This is a genomic window from Oscillibacter hominis, from assembly GCF_014334055.1.
GTDB classification, from domain to species: Bacteria; Bacillota; Clostridia; order Oscillospirales; family Oscillospiraceae; genus Oscillibacter; species Oscillibacter hominis.
Genome location: NZ_CP060490.1, coordinates 163121 through 182742 on the forward strand (window position 1 = coordinate 163121; position 19622 = coordinate 182742).

The following is a 19622-nucleotide window of genomic DNA, read 5'->3' on the forward strand; positions in this document are numbered from 1 at the left end:
ATTTTACAATATATTCCCGCCCGCTTATAATGGAGAAAAACGACGGGCGGTGATTCCGATCCAAAAGATACCGTACAAATGGGTGATCTGCTTGGCCGGGTTGTTGCTGATGCTCTGCAACGGGTTGATCACCAGCGGGTTTTCCGTGTACCTGCCCTACCTCCGGGAGGGATACGGCAGTTCCAACACCCAGATTTCCCTGCTGCTCACCGTCCGGTGCGTGGCCTCGACGGTCTCCATGCTGGCGGTGGAGCGGTACTATCAGAGGGTTTCTCTGCGCCTTGGTTCCACTCTGGCCGTCCTCATGCTGGCCGCCGGGTTCTTCTCCTTTGCCGCGGTCCCCACCTACTGGGGCGGCTGCGTGGGCTTCATCTTGCTGGGTGCGGCCTACGGATTCGGCACCATGGTGCCGGTGTCCCTTCTGATCCGCCGCTGGTTTGATCAGGGGCAGGGCTTTGCCCTGGGGGTCTGCACCACAGGGAGCGGAGTGGCCTCCGTGCTGGTTACTCCTCTGCTGGCCTCCCTCCTGGAGCGGCACAGCGTTTACGCCGTCTTTTTCCTGGAGGGGATCGGAACGGTGGGGATTGCGGCGCTGATCTTTCTCCTGGTGCGCAGTGCTCCCCAACCGGATGGCCGAGAGAACTGCCAGGAAGCGGGGGAGGCGGCCCTGGAAGAAGGGCGCGGGGAAGCCCTTGCCGGGCCCGGATTTTGGTGGATGGCCCTGGCTGTGATGATTTTGGGCAGCGCGGGAGGGAATGGGCCCTCCTACTTTGCCATCCGGTTTCAGGAGAAAGGGTTCAGTCCCACCCTGTCCGCCTACGCCATCTCCACCTATGGCAGCTTGCTGATGATCGGAAAATGCGTCTACGGGCTGCTGACGGACCGCTGGGGCGCCCGGCGCACCAACGCGCTGTTCCTGGTTACCATGGGGGCAGGCATGGCGGTGTGCGCCCTGCTGCCCGCGGGCAGCACATGGATGATGTTCGGCGGCGCTGCCCTGGTGGGGTTCGGCTTCCCGCCCGCCACGGTGGGATTGACGGTCTGGGCCATGGACCTCTCCTCCAAGGAGCAGCAGGAGATCATGATGGAGCGGTTTCAGACCCTGTACGTGGTGGGCAATCTGTTTACCTCCTTCCTGCCTGGGCTTCTTGCGGACTGGTCCGGGAGCTATGCCCTGACCTATGGGATTTACGCCGTGGGTGCTCTGGTGATCCTGGCCATCGTCCAGCGCCAGTACGCGCTCCGGGGAGCGGGGGAGAGAACGCGGGCCTGCTGATGCCCCGAAAGCCGCCTTAGCTGAAAGGGAGGGATGCGTGTTGGAGAACCATTCCTTCAACGCCATAGCCCGCTGCTCTCGTGGGCCGGTTTATCAAGAACCCGGGCATGTTTTGATGGGCCGCGCATATGGTGAAAATAGACAAATTTCTCTGAGAGCCCAAAAAGTGAACCGGAGAAGGTTGACAAAGCGATGGCACAATGCTATGCTCAAAACAGGATACAGATTGTATACAATTGGTGTGAGGTAATTGTTTTGAGCAGAAAAGATGAAGCGTACCGCTATCTGAGAAATGCCATCGTGACCAACCGCTACCCGCAAAACGCGCCGATCTCCGAAATGGCGGTCTCAGAGGAGCTGGGCATGAGCCGGACGCCCATCACCCCCTATGATGTGGAGGAGATTTACGAGTTGCGGGTGCTGTTGGAGGTCTGGGCGCTGGGCAGAAGCTTTTCCCGCATCACACCTGCGGAGCTGGACCACCTGGAGGAGATGTTCCGCCAGGGCTATGAGCGCAGCGACTGGGAACTGCTCCATGAGGCGGACCGGAGCCTGCATGGCCTGATCACGGAGAAGGCGGGGAGCAAGCGGCTGCTGGAGTTTATCAGCGTGCTCAATGCCCAGATCGAGCGGATCCGTTCCGCCAGCGCCCTGGATAAGAACCGCAGCAGCCTTTCCTATGAAGAGCACCTGGAGATCATCCGCTGCATCCGGGCGGGAGACCGGGAGAAGAGCCTGCGCGCATTGCGTGCCCATCTGCGCTCGGTGGCCAACTCCGCCATCGAATCGGCAAAGTACAACGAGGTCAACGGAAAATATTCGTCATAAGAGGTTATGGGTGCAGGGGCACCCATAACTTTGAGAATAAATTGTCGACAACTAAAACTCTAATAGTCGACTAAAATTGGAAAGGATTGTGATGTAATATGAAGGATGTGGTAAAAGCCAGACCCGTGCTCCCCGAGGAGCTGAGACTGGCCCTGGCGGAGCAGGACGTGGCCACCGTGCATGAGGCCATGGGGCGCCGGGGGGCCATGACCCATGAGATCAAGCCGGTGGAGCCAGCCATGCGGATGTGCGGCCGGGCGCTGACAGTGAAGTGCCACCCCGGCGACAACCTGATGCTGATCAAGGCCGTGAGCATGGCCCGGCCGGGGGACGTGGTGGTGGCGGACATGGGGCCCATTGTGGACAACGGCCCCTTCGGCGAGGTGCTGGCCGTGGAGTGCCAGACCAAAAAGGTGGCGGGGCTGGTGGTGACCTGCTCCGTCCGGGACACTGCGGCCATTGCCCATATGGGCTTCCCGGTGTTCTCCGCCGGGGTCAGCGTGTTCGGCACCGCCAAGGCCACCAAGGGAACGATCAACCACCCGGTGGTCTGCGGCGGCGTGACGGTATACCCCGGCGACGTGGTGCTGGGCGACCGGGACGGAGTGGTGGTGATCCCCTTTGACGAGGCGGAGAAGACCCTGGCCGCCGCCAACGCCAGAACGGCCAAGGAGGCCAGGGTGATGGAGCGTCTGCGGGCGGGGGAGTCCCTCTTTGACATCTATGGCTATCAGAAGGTATTCGACGCACTGGGCTGCGAGGAAGAATAAGGAGGAAATTTGAAATGAACGAATTTGACCAGAAGTACCGCGCACGCTTTGAAAAGCTCTCTTCCACCAACGTGTCCGACGCGCTGGACGCGCTGGGCTACAAGGGATCCACCTGCGGCATCCGTCCCATGATCGAGCGGTGGAACAAGATCGTGGGCCCCGCGGTCACCATGCGCATGACCGCCGCCGGCCAGACGCCCCAAAAACACCATCTGGGCATGAACGCCATCGCCTCGGCAAAGCCGGGCGACGTGATCGTCATAGACAACGGCGGGCGCATGGACACCTCCTGCTGGGGCGGCATCCTGGCCAACGCCGCCAAGACCAAGGGCGTGTCGGGCACGGTAATCGACGGCTGCTGCCGGGATTTGGACGACTGTGTGGAGGCGGACTACACCGTCTATGCCCGGGGCGCCGTGGTGTGCACGGCCCGGGGCCGCGTCATTGAGGAGAGCACCAACCAGATGATCCAGTTTGGCGGCGTGCAGGTCCGGCCCGGAGACATCGTCATGGGTGACTCCAGCGGCATTGTGATCGTACCCCAGGAGGCTGTGGAAGAGGTGCTGGCCAAGGCGGAGCAGCTCTATGAAAAGGAGGAGGCCATGGTGGCGGAGATCAAGGCCGGGGCCGATATCTTAGAGGTGGACGCAAAGTACAACTACAACAAAATGCTGCAAAAGTGAGGGAGAAGAGTATGGACAAACTGGTTGAGCGGCTCAGGGCCCTGGACACCACCTGCGTGTCCGACGCACTGGATAAGATGGGCGTACCCTGCGCGCTGTTGGACATCAAGCCTGTGCTCCCGGGCAAGAAGATCTGCGGCCGGGCCTTTACGGTGCACTATGTGCCCTGCGGCCAGGTGAAGGGCACGGTGGGTGACTTTTTGGACGATGTGCAGCCCGGGCAGGTGGTGGTGATCGACAACGCCGGCCGGGACTACTGCACCGTGTGGGGCGACATCATGGCCGTCACCGCCAAGCTCCGTGGCGTCGAGGGCACCGTCATCGACGGCGTGTGCCGGGATATCCCGGCGGTCAGGGAGAGCGGATACCCCATGTTCACCAAGGGCTGGTACATGGCCACCGGAAAGGACCGGGTGGAGGTGGACGCGGTAAACGTCCCCGTTGCCGTCAGCGGCGTTAAGGTCTGCCCCGGCGACATCCTGCTGGGCGATGACACCGGCGTGGTGGCGATCCCCCAGGAGCGGGCGGAGGAGGCCGCGGCCATCGCCGAGGACATCGACCGCAAGGAGGCGGCCATCATCGCATTGGTGAAAGAGGGCAAGTCACTGAAAGAGGCCCGGCAGCTGACCGGATACCATCACCTGCAGACCAAGCCGGCGGAATAAGGAGGACGTCATGACCAGAACAGAACATATCGCGCAATTTGTCTACAACCTGAAGTATGAGGACCTGCCGCCGGAGGTGGTGCTGGCCGCCAAGAACATGATCATGGATGCCCTGTCCGTGGCCGTGGGTACCACCCACGTCTCCCCAAAGGATGCAAGGGCCATCTGGGACACGGTGGAGCATTACGGCGGGGCTCCGGCGGCCACCGCGGTGGTCACCGGAAAAAAGATGCCCGCCCCCTTTGCCGCCATGGCCAACGCCACACTGACCCATGGCCTGGATTTCGACGACACCCACAAGGAGTCTCTCTGCCACACCAGCGCCTCCGTGGTGGCCTCGGCCCTGGCCATTGTGGAGGAGGTGGGCGGCACCGGCAAGGACCTGATCCTGGCGGCGGTGATCGGCTTTGAGATCGCGGTCCGGATCGGCATGAGCGTCATGCCCTCCCACTATGCCCGGGGCTGGCACTCCACCGGCACCCATCCCACCATGGCCATCGCGGCCATGTCTGCCAAGATGCTGGGCTGCGACGAGGACGGTATCATCCGGGCCATCGGGCTGGCCTGCTCCCGGGTGGGCAGCCTGCTGGCCTATCTGGACACCGGCACGGCCGACGGCAACATGAACCCCGGCCAAGCCGCCTTCAACGGGCTGCTCAGCGGCTGGGCTGCCAAGGTGGGAACCACCGCCCATCCCAACGCTCTGGAGCATCCCCACGGCTACTGCCACGTCTACTGCGACGAGGAGCCCAAGCTGGAGAAGCTGGATGAGGGACTGGGCGAGACGTGGGAGATCCTCAACAACCTGCCCAAGATGTATCCGTCCCTGCTGGCCAGCCACTGCGCCATCGAGACCACGCTGCGCATGGTTCACCGGGACAACATCCGGCCCGAATCCATCAAGAAGATCACAGAGCTCACCTACAACACGGTCCGCACCCACTTCTCCAACTACGACCCCGAGAGCACCATGGCCGCCCAGTTCTCCGTGCCCTACTGCATCGCCGTGTCCGCCGCCACCGGTGAGATGGGTCTCAGCTCCGTCACCATGCCCGTCATCAGGAGCCAGGCGGTTCAGGATATGTTGAAAAAGGTGGAGATCGTCTCCACGCCGGAGGTCAACGCCATGTATCCGGAGAAGTTCCCCTGCATCATCACCATTGAGACGGTGGACGGGAAAATCTACAACGATGAGCAGTATTACCCCAAGGGAGACCCCATGCATCCGGCCACCCAGGAGGAGCGGGAGGATAAATTCCGCATGCTGATGCAGTCCACGTTTTCCGCGGAGCACACGGAGAAGGCGCTGGCGGTGTGCAGGGATTTGGAGCATGTGGCCGACGTCCGCGGGTTTGCCCGGGAATTTGTTTGTAAGGAGGACTGAGAGATGGAAGCGTATCAGAATCTGTCCCGCGCCCAGCTGGAGGCGCTGAAAGCCCGTCTGGAGCAGGACCTGGCCGGTTACCGGGCCAGAGGGCTCAGCCTCAATATGGCCCGCGGCAAGCCCAGCGCCGAGCAGTTGGATTTATCCATGGAGATGCTGGACGTGGTCAACTCCAAAAGCGACTGCCATGCCGAAGACGGCGCCGACTGCCGCAACTACTGCGACATCTACGGCATCCCCGAGGCCATCCGCCTCTTTGCCGCGTACATGGGCGTGGAGGAGGATGAGATCGTCATCTGCGGGCAGTCCTCGCTGCAGCTGCTCTACGACGCGCTGTGCCGTGCCATGCTCCAGGGCGTGCTGGGTTCCGACAAGCCCTGGGGAAAATACGAGCACCCCAAGTTCATCTGCCCCGTCCCCGGCTATGACAAGCACTTTGGCTTCTGCAAGTTCGTGGGCCTTGAGATGATCCCCGTGCCCCTGCGCGCCGACGGCCCGGACATGGACCTGGTGGAGAAGCTGGTGGCCGGGGATGAGAGCATCAAAGGCATGTGGTGCATGCCCAAGTTTTCCAACCCCTTCGGCGCCTGCTACAGCGACGAGGTAATTTACCGCCTGGCAAGGATGCAGTGCGCGGCCAAGGACTTCCGCCTCTTCTGGGACAATGCCTACAGCTACCATGTGATCTACAAAGACCACCCGGTGCTGAACATGCTGGACGTGTGCAAGGAGGTGGGCAACCCCGACCGGGTCTTCCTGTTCGGCTCTACCTCCAAGATCACTATGGCCGGCTCCGGCGTCACCTTCATCGCCGCCTCCCGGGCCAACACGGAATTCATCAAAAAGCAGTACGCGGTCCAGACGGTGGGCTGGGATAAGATGAACATGCTGCGCCATGTCCGCTACTTAAAGAGTATGGACAACATCAAGGAGCTGATGAAAAAGCACGCCGCCATCCTGCGTCCCCGCTTTGACGCGGTGCTGGGCACCTTTGACCGGGAACTCACCGGCCTGGGGGTGGGGGACTGGACCCGGCCCGACGGCGGATTTTTCGTCACCTACATGGCCATGCCCGGCTGCGCAAAGCGGATTGTACAGCTATGCGCCGACACGGGCGTGACGCTGACCAACGCCGGCGCCACCCATCCGGGCGGCGTTGACCCGGAGGACTCCTATATCCGCATCGCACCAACCTATCCGCCCTTGGAGGAGCTGAAAGCGGCCATGGAGGTATTCTGCGTGGCCGTGAAGCTGGCCAGCGTGGAAAAGCTCTTGGCGGCATAAGGAGGTACAGGGATGTTTGAAAAGTTAGCCGGCTATGTGAGACGGTACCAGGACAACGTCAGCGTGTACGTGGAAAACCTGCGCACCGGCGCCGTCTATGAAAACAACGCCGACAAGATGATGAAATCCGCCAGCGTGGTAAAGCTCTTTATTCTGTGGGAGTTCTACCGGCGGGTGGCAGCGGGAACCTTGGACCCTCAGGCGCTCTATGCGCTGAAGGACTCCGACCGGGAGGGCACCACGCCCTACCACACCGGCATCCTGCGGGACTTCCACACCGGCATTGAGCTGACGCTGGAGGACATTGTACGGATGAACGTCGTCCTCAGCGACGATACTGCCGCCAACATCCTGCTGCGCATGTTCGGCCTGGAATCCGTGCAGCGGGACATCCAGGAGCTGGGGCTTCGCAGCACCCGGTTTGACCGCATCATGAACGACTACGAGGGTGCCCGCCAGGGAAGGGAGAACTACACCTCCTGCCGGGACGTGGCCGACTTCTACAAGGAGCTGCTGAGCGCCAGGCGGATGCCCAGGGAGCTGTGTGACAAAATGCTGCAAATCCTCACCGAACAGCGCTATACATACGGCCTGCCCGCGCTTTTGGACGAGGACCTGCTCATTGCCCACAAGACCGGCGGGATCACCGAATTCGGCACCATGCACGACCTGGGTATCCTCTATGGCCTGGAGGACAAAAAGCCTCTGCTGATCTGCTGTGTGATGACCCAGTTTGAACCCGACATTCCCCAGTTCCAGCCCTTTGCACTGGACATCATCTCCCGGGTGGCCCAGCTGGCCTATGAGGAGGCCTCCGGCCAGGGAAACTAAAAATAGAGAGGGGAACCATTTATGCCGCTTGAACAGCTTGTAGGCACTGTGGCGGGATTTCTGTACGACAAAATCCTGGCCGTCCTGCTGATCGCAGTGGGGCTTTACTTTACCGTGCGCCTGAAGGGCGTGCAGTTCAATATGTTTGGCGAGGCCATCCGGGTGGTGGGCGAAAAGACAAAGAGCACGGACTCCATCTCCTCGTTCCAGGCGCTGATGGTGTCCACCGCCTCCCGGGTGGGGACGGGGAATATCGTCGGCGTCACCACGGCCATCTGCCTGGGCGGATTTGGCTCCGTGTTCTGGATGTGGCTGATCGCGGTCATCGGCTGCGCTTCCGCCTTTGTGGAGAGCACCCTGGCCCAGATCTATAAAAAACGGAGCGAAGGCGATGACGGCACCAGCCGTGGAGGCCCGGCCTATTACATCCAGCAGGGCCTCCACTCCCGGGGGCTTGGCATCGTGTTCTCCATACTGCTGCTGTGCACCTTCGGCTGCGGGTTTATCATGCTGGCCTCCTATAACCTGGTGGATTCCTTTAAGGTCTACTTTGGCGGCGGGGAGAAGTTCTATGCGGGCCCCGTGCCCATCGTGATCGGCGCGGTCACCGCGCTGCTCTTTGCCCTGTGCATCTTCGGCGGCGGTAAAAAGATAGCGAAGGTCACCGGGGTGATGGTTCCGGTGATGGGCGTTGTATACATCGTGGTGGCACTGGCGATCATCCTGACCCACATCACGCTGATCCCCCAGGTTTTTGCCCGCATTTTCCGGGAGGCGTTCGACTTTACCGCAATCTTCGGCGGCCTGACCGGCTCCTGCCTGATGTACGGCATCAAGCGGGGACTCTTCTCCAATGAGGCGGGCCTTGGCTCGGCCCCCAACGCGGCGGCTGCCGCCGACGTGGCCCATCCGGCAAAGCAGGGCCTGGTGCAGGTGCTGTCCGTTTTTCTGGACACCATCGTCATCTGCTCCGCCACAGCCCTGATGTGCATGTGCTCCGGCATAGAGCCTTCCGCGGAGCTGGCCGGCATTGCCTATGTGCAGGAGGCGGTGGCCGGGACTTTCGGCTACTTCGGCTATCTCTTTGTGACCTTCTCCATGGTGATGTTCGCGTTTTCCACGCTGCTGGGCAACTGTTTTTACGCGGAGCCCAACCTGAAGTTCATCCTTCAGCAGGACCTTTCCAAAGGCGGCCGGATCGCCTTTTATCTCATTGAAACCCTGTTTGTGTTCACTGGTGCTTTTTTGGAGTTCGGCCTGGTGTGGAACCTTGCGGACCTGATGATGGCGGTGATGTCCCTGGTGAACCTGCCGGTCATTGTGGTGCTGGGGAAAAAGGCCTTTGACTGCCTGGACGACTATAAAAAGCAAAAGCGGGAGGGGAAGGAGCCGGTCTTCCGCGCGGAGGACATCGGCATCTCCGGAACGGATTACTGGCAGTAAAAAAATTTTTATATGTCGACAAAAGATATGCAAATTCGATACTATGTGTAGACGGATTGGCACAAAAATACGGCCCGGATTTTGACCGCGCGGCGAAAAAGCAAGCCGTATCCAGCCCGCCGGAGCCATGGCGCACCAGCGGGACCATGTGAAATCGATCAGAAACAGGGAGGGAAAAGCAAATGACGCAGTCCGATCAGCAAGCAAAGAAAGTTGCATTCACCACCACCCTTGGCGCGGCCCTGGTGGCGGCCACCACACAGGTAGGGCCGGGCTTTACCACGCAGTCCGCCCTTTTCAGCGCACAGTACCTGGGTGCCTTCTTCCTCTGCATCATCGCGGCACTGGCGCTGGACATCATCACCCAGGCGAACGTGTACCGCATCCTCTGCTTTACCCGAAAACGCGGCCAGGAGGTGGCAGCGGCCATCCATCCTGTGGTAGGATACCTTTTGACGGCCATTGTGGTATTTGGCATCTGTGTCTTCCAGTTTTCCAACGTCAGCGGCACCGGGCTGGGCATGTCTGCACTGTTCGGCACCAGCACCGCGGTCAGCACCGTGCTGTGCGGCCTGATCGCCATGGCGGTGTTTCTCTCCAGGTCCGCCAACAAGATCATCAATATCCTGGCCCAGGTGCTGGGCGCGGTTTTGATCCTCACAGCGCTGATTCTGGTGTTTATGGCAAAGCCGCCGGTGGGGGAGATCCCATCCCAGATCGCCGGGGCCGACGTCAGTTCCCTGCTGCTGCCCACCATCACCATCCTGGGCAGCGTATGCGGCGGGTACGGCGCCTACATCGGCTCTCACCGCCTGCTGGATTCCGGCGTCAGCGGCGCGGAAAACTACTACCTCTATAAGCGGACCCAGCTCTTGGGCACCACCACGGTCTACGTGCTGCGTGTGCTGCTGGTGCTGGTGACCTTCGGCGCGGTGATGCACGGCGCCACCATCGATATGGCCAATCCCGCCCCCTCTTCCTATCAGGCGGTGGCCGGTATGTTCGGATACAGGCTCTACGGCGCGGTGATCCTGGCCGCGGGAACCACCACCATCCTGGGCGCGGCAGCGATTTTCCTCTCCTTCACCAAGACCCACTTCAAGTGGATCGCTGCCCACGAGCGTCAGAGCGCCATTCTCTTCATCGGCATCTGCACCGTTGTGGACGTGTTTTTGGGCCAGCCGGTGAACCTGTTGGTGGCCGCGGGCTCCATCAACAGCCTTGTGCTCCCCTTCACCATGCTGGTGATGCTGATCGCCTCCCACAGCAAGCGGATCATGGGCGAGGATTATCGCCATCCCGTCTGGATGACCGTGGGCGCGGCAGTGGTCTTTGTGGCCGCGGCCTACCTGAGCACCAAGAATATTCCCAATCTGATCGCCTTGTTCCAATAAAGGCCGTGGGGGAGGCGGCTGCCTCCCCCGATGTAAAGGAGGATAAACTGCTATGATGAAAATTGATCTCAACAGCGACATCGGCGAGAGCTTCGGCGACTATCGGCTGGGCTGCGATGCGGAACTCATCCAATATGTGTCCTCTGTCAATCTGGCCTGCGGCTTCCACGCAGGCGACCCCATGGTTATGGAAAAAAGCGTCAGAATGTGTGCCGAGGCCGGCGTCGCCATCGGCGCACACCCGGGATTTCCCGATCTGATGGGCTTTGGGCGGCGCCAGATGAAACTCTCCTTTGAGGAGGCCAAGACCTACATCAAGTACCAGCTGGGCGCGCTGACGGCCTTCACCTCCTCCTGTGGTTTAAAAATCCAGCACCTGAAGGCCCATGGCGCATTCGGCAACATGGCGCTGAAGGATGAGACGCTGGCCCGGGCCATCTGCACCGCCGTGGCGGAGGTGGACCCCACCATTATTGTGATGAGCCTGCCCGGCTGCTGCGTGGTGAAAGAGGCGCAGAAGATGGGCCTGCGGTTTGCAAACGAGGTCTTTGCCGACCGGGCCTACAACGAGGACTGCACCCTGGTGGCCAGGGGGACGCCCGGCGCCATGATCGAGGACCCGGACCTTGCCACGGAGCGGGTCATCCGCATGATCAAGGAGAAGAAGGTCACTGCCATCACAGGAAAGGACATCGATATCGACTGCCACACGGTCTGCGTCCACGGCGACACGCCTTCGGCCATTGAGATCGTGAAGAAGATGCGCGCCGCCCTGGAGGCGGAGGGCATTGAGATTGCGAACCTCTCCGACCGGTAATTGCGGGACTCCCAAAAGGAGGGATCAGATTGGAAGCCAAATTTTTAACCAACGGCGATGCGGCCATCTCCATCCAGGTGGGCGACCGGATTAGCCTGGAGGTCAGCAAGCGGGTGCGCTCGCTGCTGCGCGCCCTGGAGGCGGAGCCCATCGAGGGGGTGGAGGAGCTGCTGCCCACCTACTGTTCGCTGATGATCCACTATGAGCCGGGGACCATCCGCTATGACGCGCTGGTGGAGCAGTGCCGCCGGCGGGTGGAAGCGCTGCCGGACACGGCGGAGGAGGGCGCGGAGGAGGAGATGGTCTGCGAAATCCCCGTGCTCTACGGCGGTGTGTGCGGCGAGGATTTGCAGGAGGTGGCCGGCTACCACCAGATGAGCGTGCAGCAGGTCATTGACGCCCACACCGCAAAGGACAACTACACCTATATGCTGGGCGCCGCACCGGGCATGGCCTATCTGGGGGCGGAGAACGGGCTGCACATGCCCCGCCGCCAGACCTCCCGCACCCAGGTGGAGCAGGGCGCCGTCATCATCTGGGAAAACCAGACCATCATCATGCCCATCACCTATCCCACTGGGTGGCAGGTCATCGGCAAGACCCCGGTGGAGGTGTTCGACATGGGCGAGCCGGACCCGTTTTTGATGAAAGCGGGGCAGTGGGTTCGCTTCCGCTCCATCGACAGGGCGGAGTATGAGGACATTGCGGCTAAGGTCCGCGCCGGCGCCTATCAGTGCCGCTTTTATCGGAAGGAGGCGGCAAAATGAGCATCCTGGTGGAACAGGGCGGCCTTTTGACCACGGTCCAGGACCGGGGCCGCCGGGGCTGGCAGCAGTATGGCGTGCCTGTGGCCGGAGCCATGGATCAGCAGGCCATGATGCTGGCTAACCTCCTGGTGGACAATGACGAGGGCGAGGCGGTTTTGGAGGCCACCGTCCTGGGCCCCGCGCTGCGCTTTCAGACGGCCAACGTCTTTGCCGTCACCGGCGGAGACCTCTCACCGCAGCTCAATGGGCAGGTGATCCCCATGTACCGGGCCGTGGCGGCCGGGGCCGGGGACAAACTGACCTTCGGCGGGCTGAAAACCGGGTTCCGGGCCTACATCGCCTTTGCCGGCGGGCTGGATGTCCCGCTGGTGATGAACAGCCGCTCCACCCACCTGCGGGGGAAATTCGGCGGCTATGAGGGCCGCAGGCTGATGCCCGGGGACGAGATCGGCTTTGCCGCGCCCCGCCCCACGCTGCCCAATCTCCCGGCGCGCAGATGCGATCCGGAGGAGATACCCGGCGCGGAGCTCTGGCTGCGGGTGATCCGGGGGCCGCAGGACAAGGCGTTTACCCCCAAGGGCCTGGATACCTTTTTCTCCAGCGAGTACACCATCACCAATGAGTGCGACCGCACCGGCGCCAAGTTAGAGGGCAGCGGGATTGAGCATGTGAAAGACGGAAACATCATCTCCGACGGGATTGCGTTTGGCTCGGTGCAGGTGCCCTCCAACGGCCAGCCCATCATCATGCTGGCCGACCGCCTGCCCACCGGAGGCTATACCAAAATCGCCACCGTGATCTCCGTGGACATCCCCAGGCTGGCCCAGAGCAAGCCCGGAACCAAAATCCGGTTCCGGGAGGTCAGCGTACAGCAGGCCCAGGACCTCTATGTCCAGGCCATGGGCCGGCGGCGGGAGCTGGCCCAACGCATCCGCGGCGCCGCCGTGGCAGCAGACGTCCGCCGATTTCTTGTCCGCCTGGAGGGCAGAGAGTACCAGGTGAGCGTGGAACGGTGCGAGTGAGCCCGCGGAAAGAGGAGGCAGTGTTAAGTCTCTGCCGCTTCAATCCCTTATCGGGGCGGCCTAAAGAATCATGACCTTCTCAGCATCTCCTATCTCGCCGGGCAGGGCGGGGCCATTTGGCCCCGCCCTGCCCGGTTCCCTGCTCGTCTGACCATATGCCGTGGCAAAAGACGGCGCCCGGGCAAACCGCTGCCGCAAAGCTTGCAGCAGCGGGCTTTTTTGCAGAAAGAGCCTGTGAGCTGGTGCGGAAATTTCTTTTCATGCTGGGCAAACTGTGATAAAATAACGGAAATCGGCAGGTGAGGGCATATAGTTGGATGCATCAGGGCTTGAACGCATGACTTGGCCGTTCAGGCCTGCGCCTGCCGTTCGGTGGTACTGCGGCCTCACGGCCGCTGTATGGAAAAGAAGTACGCCCTGACGGAAGGAGCGAGGATATGAAAAGCCGGATCGGCAGACAGTGGGAAAACGCCTTTGACCAGCCCCACTTTACAGCCCGTCTCAGCGACGTGGCCAGCGGGGAGCTCTTCCGCGGCGCCGACTGGGCGGCGCTGTTCAGCGGGCTCATGCGCAGGGGAAAGCGGCTGCGGTGCGCCGATGCGGTGGGGCGCTGCCTGCCCCTGCTGGAAAAGATCGCCCCGGAGCCGGAGGAGGGCTGGCTCAGCTGCGCCTACCATGTGGCCTGTCAAATCCAGTTTCCCCACCTGAAGAGTGTATACACCCCGGCTCAGCGGGACGGGGCCGTGTGTCTGCTTCAGGCCATCCAGCTTCTGCTGGGGGAGGAGCGCGCGGCCTTTGACCCCATGTGGGACTTTGCCTTCTGCACGGCCGAGGAGGTTCATCTCAGCGACCGGGCGGAGGAGTACCAGGGCTTTCTGCGGTCCTGGCGGGAGGACTACGTCTATGAACTGATGCGCCTTTCCTGTGAGGCGACCCCTTTTTCCACCCTGCCCCACATCGCAGGGGTGCACCATGTGGCCATGACGGTTTCCCGGGAGCTGGCGGCCGCCGGCGCCCCGGTGGACCCGGCCCTGGTCTCCGCCGCATCGGCCTGCCATGACATCGGCAAGTTTGGCTGCCGGGCGGGGGAGAAGGTGCCCTACCTGCACTACTACTACACCGACGGATGGTGTGTCCGCCGGGGCCTGGCCTCGGTGGGCCACATCGCCGCCAACCACTCCACCTGGGATCTGGAGCTGGAGAACCTCTCCATGGAGTCCCTGTGCCTCATCTATGCCGATTTCCGGGTAAAGGAGGACGGGGCAGGGCGGATGAAGGTCTTCCCTCTGGAGGAGTCCTTCCAGGTGATTTTGAGCAAATTGGACAATGTGGATCAGGCCAAGCGGCTGCGCTACGAGTATGTCTATCTGAAACTCCACGACTTTGAGGACTATATGCGCTCCCTGGGGGTGGACGTGACGCTCCTGGGCCGCCCCACGGAGCCCAGGGCTGCCCGGGACACGGCGCTGATGAGCCCGGACGAGGCGGTGGAGGCGCTGCGGATGATGGCGGTGGAGCACAATCTGCAGCTGATGCACCGCTTTGGCCACGAGCGGCTCTTCGGCAATTTGCTGGAGGCGGCCCGCAGCGAGAAGAGCTGGACCAAGGTCAGGGCCTATCTCAGTATCTTTGAGGAGTATTTCACCTATCTGAACGCCACCCAAAAGACCCAGACCCTGGGGTTCCTCTATGAGCTGCTGATGTTTCCGGAGGGGGACATCCGCCGCCAGGCGGCGGCGCTGATCGGGCGGATCATCGCCCGCTTCAACCTGGGCTACCGCAAGGAGCTTCCGCCGGGAGCCGGCCCCACGGAGGACGAGGAGACCCAGTTTGCCCTCTGGGGCCAGTATTTGCTGATGCTGGTCTCACCGGATCATAAGCTGACGCCCTGGCAGAAAAAGCACATCCGCTACGCGCTGAAAATCGTGGTGGAGCGGGTGCTGGAGGACTGCCGGAGCCAGGACACGGAGAGGTTCATCGCCGAGTTGGTGCAGCTCTATAAAGAGCCGGGGAGGGATGAGGAAGCGGCCTTTGCCCTGCTGGACGCGCTGTACTTTCTGCCCATGGACCTCTGCGGTGACGGGGCGGTGGACACACTGCTGCGCTTCACCGCCGCCCAGCTCCCCCGGGAGAGCCTGACCCTCCGGGCGGCGGCACTGCGCTTTTTGCTCCATGCCGTACAGGGAGGGGTGGACCGGGCCGCCAAAGTGGCTGAGCGCGCCGAGTGCGGCGGAAGCTGGGCGCTGAAGTATCTCCGGGACGCGGCCCTGGGCCACCCGGAGCCCTGCCCGCCGAAGGTGGCAAGCGAGCTCTTCCTGGACAATTTGAAAAGCTCCACGCCGTGGGTGCTCAAGGATGTGAACATCCGCCTTCTGGAGACCCAGGCCAAGGGAGACATGCTCCACATCGCGACCCACTTTTCCAACCTCATCAAGGTCAGCGAGACCATTGTGGTCCGATACTCCGCAGGAGAATCGCTGCTGCGCATTGCCCGGTCACTGAGCTACGACCAGCGCAACGAAGTGGCGGTGGAGCTGACCAAGGGCCTGGAGGTGGGCCAGTACGAGTTCTCCAAATACATCCCTCAGTGCCTGGGGGAGTTCTGCCTGTTCCTGCGGCCCTCGGAGCTGGACGAGACCATCGAGCGGCTGGGCCAGCTGCTCTCCAGCCCCAACGACAGCGTGGTCAGCGCGTCGCTGACCACGGTGGGCGTGGTGCTGGAGCACTATGCGGTCTACCCGGAGCGGTTCCATGAGCCGGAGCGGACGGTGGAGCTGCGCCGGCGGAAGCTGGCGGGGATGCTGCTCAAGGGCCTGGCTTCCTACCGCTCGGCGGTGCGCCAGGAGGCCATGTGGGTCTTTGGCCGGGGCCTTTTCGGCTCTGACGTGCTGTCTGAAGCGGACAAGGAAAAGCTCTTCACCCTGGTGGCCAAAAAGCTGCTCTTTTTGTTCAGCGAGTACCCCGGCGGGGAACTGACCCTCTTCTACCGGGCGGCGGCGCTGTCCCATCTGTACCGCTTTTTGATCCGCCACCAGATCGCGGTGGGCGACTTCCCCTTTGAGCGGCGGAGCAAGGTGGCCTTTTTCCCCGGCACCTTTGACCCCTTCACCCTGTCCCACAAGGGCATTGTCCGGGAGATCCGGGACATGGGGTTTGAGGTGTTTTTGGCGGTGGATGAGTTCTCCTGGTCCAAAAAGACACAGCCCAGCCTGGTCCGGCGGCAGATTGTCGGCCTGTCCGTGGCTGACGAGTTCCACGTGCACCTTTTCCCCCACGACATCCCGGTGAACATCGCCAACCCCCATGACCTGCACCGGCTGCGCCGGCTGTTCGCCGGGCGGGAGCTCTATCTGGCCGTGGGCTCCGACGTGATCGCAGGCGCCTCCTCCTACCGGGCGGAGCCGGTGGAGGATTCGGTCCACTCATTGAACCACATCGTGTTCCGGCGCCAGAGCAGCCTCCACGGCCCCGGCGGCGAGGCGGACCTCTCCCGGCTGACCGGCAAGGTGGTGGAGCTGCAGCTGCCCACCCATCTGGAGGACATCAGCTCCACCCAGATCCGGGAGAACATCGATCTCAACCGGGACATCTCCAACCTCATCGACCCGGCGGTGCAGGAGTTCATCTACCAAAACGGCCTCTATCTGAGGGAGCCCCAGTATAAGCCGCTGATGCATGCCAACCCGCTGCGCTTTGACTATGTGGAGCACCCGGCAAGGGAACTGCTGGAGGAGCTGGCCCAGGCTGTGGAGGCAGAGCCCTACCAGCGGGGCGTCATCTGCCGGGAGCTCTTTGACGACGATGATGCGGTGATGATCCTGCGCATGGGGGCGGAGGAGCGCATCCTGGGTTTTGCGGCGCTGCGGAGCATCCGGGTTGCGGAGCTCTACTCCGCCCTGGGCAGCCGGGAGCAGGCGGATTACATCCGCAACCAGGCTGCGGGCCGGCTGCTGCTGCTCACCGGGCTCTACAAGGCCCAAGGGAGTTTTGATACGGAGCAGCTGCTGCTGACGGAGGTGCTGGCCCGGGCGCTGAACGAGGAGTGCAGCTATGGGCTGTTCTGCCCCCGGGACGGAAGTATGCGCTCGGCCACCATAGAGACCATGCAGCGCCAGGGCTTTGTCCGAACCCCGGACATAGAGGGGGCAAGGCCTGCCATGCTGGTGGATATGCGTTCTCCGGTGGTGCTGCTTCAGAATATGGAGACCGCCATCAAGGCACCGTTTTCCACCAATAAACGGGTGCTGGAGGCGGTGCGCCTGGCCCACAGGCGGCTTCAGACCTCGGTGACGGGGCTGTATCCCGGCACGCTGCTGCTGAGCCTCAACGCCCAGGTGATCCACCACCGCCTGGTGGAGAAGATCACGGCCATCAACGGCGTGAGCGCCGTGCCGGAGACGCCCCGGAAATTGGGGGAGAATATGTGCGTGCCCTTTGGCAAGCTGCTGCGGGGCAGCGCCGTGCCCAACACGGTGACCAAGACCATTCACACGGACAAGGTCTACACCCCGGATTTAAAGAGCATGACCATCGAGGCGTTCCCCTATTACGCGCCCCTGCCCAGCCAGGTGCGCACGGTGAAGTCCTTTGGCCGCCCGGTGATCTTAGTGGATGACCTGCTCCACTCCGGCGACCGCATCCGGGTGCTGGACCCGCTGATCCGGGCGGAACAGCTCCAGATCCGGGAGGTGCTGGTGGGCTTTTTGTCCGGCCGGGGCAGGGACCTGATGGAGACCCGGGGACGCCCGGTGGACTGCGTCTACTTTGTGCCCAATCTGCAGGCCTGGTTTGTGGAGTCCACCCTCTACCCCTTCATCGGCGGCGATACGGTCCGGCGGGAGGGGCGGCCGGGACTGGTGCCCTCCATCAATATGATCCTGCCCTACACCTACCCGGCCTTCCATCAGGCATGTGACCGGCGCGCCACCTTTGAGTTCTCCCGGGTCTGCCTGGAGAATTCCCGGGACATCCTGCTGGCCATTGAGGGCGAGTACCGCTCCCAGTTTGGAAAGAACCTGACCCTTTCCCGGCTCAGCGAGGCGGTGATCCTGCCCCTGTGCCCGGACAAGGGCGGCTGTATGCACTACGACCCGGCCCTGGCCGCGTCTGAATATCTGGAAAACGACCTCGCCCAGCTGATGCGCCTGCGCAAGCTCTTCGACTGACCGGCGCAGAGGGCCGCGCATAGACTGAGCCAAATGAAGAAAAGAGGGATTCCCATGGTGTATTACCGGCAAAATGGAAGCTTTTACTGCGCGTTTGAGGAGGACCTGCCCCTGCCCCGGGTGGAGCCTCCGGAGGAGGGGGTGCCCATGTCGTTTTTGTTCCGCCGCGACCCCCTGAGCTGCCGGGCATCCTTCTCCGTCACCGACCCCAGGCAGCTGTCGGCGGACCAGGGATTGGGCTTTTTGGACCTGAGACGCCTGGGCGCGGCGCCGGAGCTTCCGGGCCCGGCGGCCCGGCGCATAGAGGCCGGAACCTTGCGGGCCGTGAACTTTGACCACCCCCGGTGGCGTTTTGCGGCGGAGGCGGGCCGCGCCGGGAAAAAGCGGCTCCACATCCTGGCTCTTGGCGACGTGGGCAGCACGCTGCTGACCGCCCTGAAGCTGTTGGGCGCCGATGTGCTCTCCACGATCGGCATCTGCGATCTGAACGAAAAGGCCACCAGGCGCTGGGAGTTTGAGATGAACCAGGTGGCCTATCCCTGGGACTACAGCGCCCTGCCGGAGGTGGAGGTGGTGGACCAGGAGCACCTCTTTGACTGTGATGTATTTGTCTTTGTGGCCACCCGGGGGATTCCTCCGGTGGACAGCGGCGTCCAGGATGTGCGCATGGCCCAGTTCGAGGCCAACCGGGGGCTGGTGGAGCACTTTGCCCGCATGGCCCGGGAGGCTAAGTTCCGGGGGCTGTTCGCCGTGGTCTCCGACCCCGTGGACCCCCTGGCCAAGGCCGCACTTCTGGAAAGCAACCGGGGAGAAGACGGCGCCCTGGACGGCCGGGGCCTGCTGCCTGAGCAGGTCCAGGGCTACGGCCTGGGTGTGATGAACGCCCGGGCGGCCTACTATGCCAAAAAAGACCTCCGCTTCGCCTCCTTCCTCACTGAGGGAAGGGCCTTTGGGCCCCATGGGGAGGACCTGGTCATCGCCAACTCCATCGCTGGATACGACGACGCCCTCTCCCGGGAGCTGACCCAGCTGGCGGTAACGGCCAATCTGGAAATGCGCCGGCTGGGCTTCAAGCCCTATGTGGCCCCGGCCCTCTCCTCTGCCGCCCTTTCGCTGCTGCTGACGCTGCGTGGCGAGTGGCACTACGGCTCCGTATATCTGGACGGCGTGTATTTGGGAGTGAAAAACCGTTATACGCCCTTTGGCCAGGAGGTGGAGAGCCTGGAGCTGCCGGAGCAGCTCTTCCAGCGCATTTCGCTGGCGGCGGAGCATTTGAAAGCGGTCATTTGAAGG

General features: G+C 62.4%; 15 protein-coding genes. All 15 read left to right on the forward strand.

Annotated elements, in window-relative coordinates; translation table 11 throughout:
- Positions 1-91 precede the first annotated feature (91 nt).
- Positions 92-1276: an MFS transporter gene (locus H8790_RS00840; RefSeq protein WP_187333220.1), complete on the forward strand. Its 1185-nt coding sequence runs from the start codon at positions 92-94 to the stop codon at positions 1274-1276.
- Positions 1277-1531: 255 nt separating this feature from the next.
- Positions 1532-2104, forward strand: coding sequence for a GntR family transcriptional regulator (locus tag H8790_RS00845; RefSeq protein WP_187333221.1), 573 nt, complete (start codon positions 1532-1534; stop codon positions 2102-2104).
- Positions 2105-2202: 98 nt separating this feature from the next.
- Complete coding sequence (locus H8790_RS00850; protein ID WP_187333222.1) at positions 2203-2874, forward strand: 4-carboxy-4-hydroxy-2-oxoadipate aldolase/oxaloacetate decarboxylase; 672 nt, start codon at positions 2203-2205, stop codon at positions 2872-2874.
- A 14-nt stretch (positions 2875-2888) separates the two neighbouring features.
- On the forward strand, positions 2889-3557 hold the full coding sequence (locus H8790_RS00855) for an RraA family protein (RefSeq protein ID WP_187333223.1): 669 nt from the start codon (positions 2889-2891) through the stop codon (positions 3555-3557).
- 11 nt (positions 3558-3568) lie between these two features.
- On the forward strand, positions 3569-4222 hold the full coding sequence (locus H8790_RS00860; RefSeq protein WP_187333224.1) for an RraA family protein: 654 nt from the start codon (positions 3569-3571) through the stop codon (positions 4220-4222).
- Between the two features lie 10 nt (positions 4223-4232).
- Entirely contained in the window at positions 4233-5606 is a 1374-nt protein-coding gene (locus H8790_RS00865; protein WP_187333225.1) for an MmgE/PrpD family protein, read from the forward strand.
- Positions 5607-5609: 3 nt separating this feature from the next.
- The gene (locus H8790_RS00870; RefSeq protein ID WP_187333226.1) at positions 5610-6890 is read left to right on the forward strand and encodes an aminotransferase class I/II-fold pyridoxal phosphate-dependent enzyme; all 1281 of its coding nucleotides are present in this window, start codon (positions 5610-5612) and stop codon (positions 6888-6890) included.
- Positions 6891-6902: 12 nt separating this feature from the next.
- Entirely contained in the window at positions 6903-7721 is an 819-nt protein-coding gene (locus H8790_RS00875) for a serine hydrolase (protein ID WP_187333227.1), read from the forward strand.
- A gap of 21 nt (positions 7722-7742) precedes the next feature.
- Positions 7743-9164 (forward strand): alanine/glycine:cation symporter family protein, encoded by a 1422-nt coding sequence (locus tag H8790_RS00880; RefSeq protein WP_187333228.1) that lies wholly within the window; start codon positions 7743-7745, stop codon positions 9162-9164.
- A 182-nt stretch (positions 9165-9346) separates the two neighbouring features.
- A complete protein-coding gene (locus H8790_RS00885; protein WP_187333229.1) occupies positions 9347-10558 on the forward strand; it encodes an NRAMP family divalent metal transporter in 1212 nt (403 codons plus the stop codon).
- 52 nt (positions 10559-10610) lie between these two features.
- Entirely contained in the window at positions 10611-11375 is a 765-nt protein-coding gene (locus tag H8790_RS00890; RefSeq protein WP_187333230.1) for a LamB/YcsF family protein, read from the forward strand.
- A gap of 29 nt (positions 11376-11404) precedes the next feature.
- Positions 11405-12142 (forward strand): 5-oxoprolinase subunit B family protein, encoded by a 738-nt coding sequence (locus H8790_RS00895; RefSeq protein WP_187333231.1) that lies wholly within the window; start codon positions 11405-11407, stop codon positions 12140-12142.
- The gene (locus H8790_RS00900; RefSeq protein WP_187333232.1) at positions 12139-13164 is read left to right on the forward strand and encodes a 5-oxoprolinase subunit C family protein; all 1026 of its coding nucleotides are present in this window, start codon (positions 12139-12141) and stop codon (positions 13162-13164) included. Before H8790_RS00895 ends, H8790_RS00900 begins: the two co-directional genes overlap by 4 nt.
- 437 nt (positions 13165-13601) lie before the next feature.
- A complete protein-coding gene (locus H8790_RS00905; protein WP_187333233.1) occupies positions 13602-18329 on the forward strand; it encodes a nicotinate-nicotinamide nucleotide adenylyltransferase in 4728 nt (1575 codons plus the stop codon).
- Between the two features lie 54 nt (positions 18330-18383).
- Complete coding sequence (locus H8790_RS00910) at positions 18384-19619, forward strand: Rossmann-fold NAD(P)-binding domain-containing protein (RefSeq protein ID WP_187333234.1); 1236 nt, start codon at positions 18384-18386, stop codon at positions 19617-19619.
- The last annotated feature ends 3 nt before the right edge of the window (positions 19620-19622 follow it).

What these genes read in the sequence shown, in the direction of transcription:
- H8790_RS00865 (WP_187333225.1), top strand. Translation starts at nt 4,233, where the DNA reads ATGACCAGAACAGAACATATCGCGCAATTTGTCTACAACCTGAAGTAT.
- H8790_RS00900 (WP_187333232.1), top strand. Translation starts at nt 12,139, where the DNA reads ATGAGCATCCTGGTGGAACAGGGCGGCCTTTTGACCACGGTCCAGGAC.
- H8790_RS00880 (WP_187333228.1), top strand. Translation starts at nt 7,743, where the DNA reads ATGCCGCTTGAACAGCTTGTAGGCACTGTGGCGGGATTTCTGTACGAC.
- H8790_RS00870 (WP_187333226.1), top strand. Translation starts at nt 5,610, where the DNA reads ATGGAAGCGTATCAGAATCTGTCCCGCGCCCAGCTGGAGGCGCTGAAA.
- H8790_RS00875 (WP_187333227.1), top strand. Translation starts at nt 6,903, where the DNA reads ATGTTTGAAAAGTTAGCCGGCTATGTGAGACGGTACCAGGACAACGTC.
- H8790_RS00850 (WP_187333222.1), top strand. Translation starts at nt 2,203, where the DNA reads ATGAAGGATGTGGTAAAAGCCAGACCCGTGCTCCCCGAGGAGCTGAGA.
- H8790_RS00890 (WP_187333230.1), top strand. Translation starts at nt 10,611, where the DNA reads ATGATGAAAATTGATCTCAACAGCGACATCGGCGAGAGCTTCGGCGAC.
- H8790_RS00910 (WP_187333234.1), top strand. Translation starts at nt 18,384, where the DNA reads ATGGTGTATTACCGGCAAAATGGAAGCTTTTACTGCGCGTTTGAGGAG.
- H8790_RS00905 (WP_187333233.1), top strand. Translation starts at nt 13,602, where the DNA reads ATGAAAAGCCGGATCGGCAGACAGTGGGAAAACGCCTTTGACCAGCCC.
- H8790_RS00885 (WP_187333229.1), top strand. Translation starts at nt 9,347, where the DNA reads ATGACGCAGTCCGATCAGCAAGCAAAGAAAGTTGCATTCACCACCACC.
- H8790_RS00855 (WP_187333223.1), top strand. Translation starts at nt 2,889, where the DNA reads ATGAACGAATTTGACCAGAAGTACCGCGCACGCTTTGAAAAGCTCTCT.
- H8790_RS00860 (WP_187333224.1), top strand. Translation starts at nt 3,569, where the DNA reads ATGGACAAACTGGTTGAGCGGCTCAGGGCCCTGGACACCACCTGCGTG.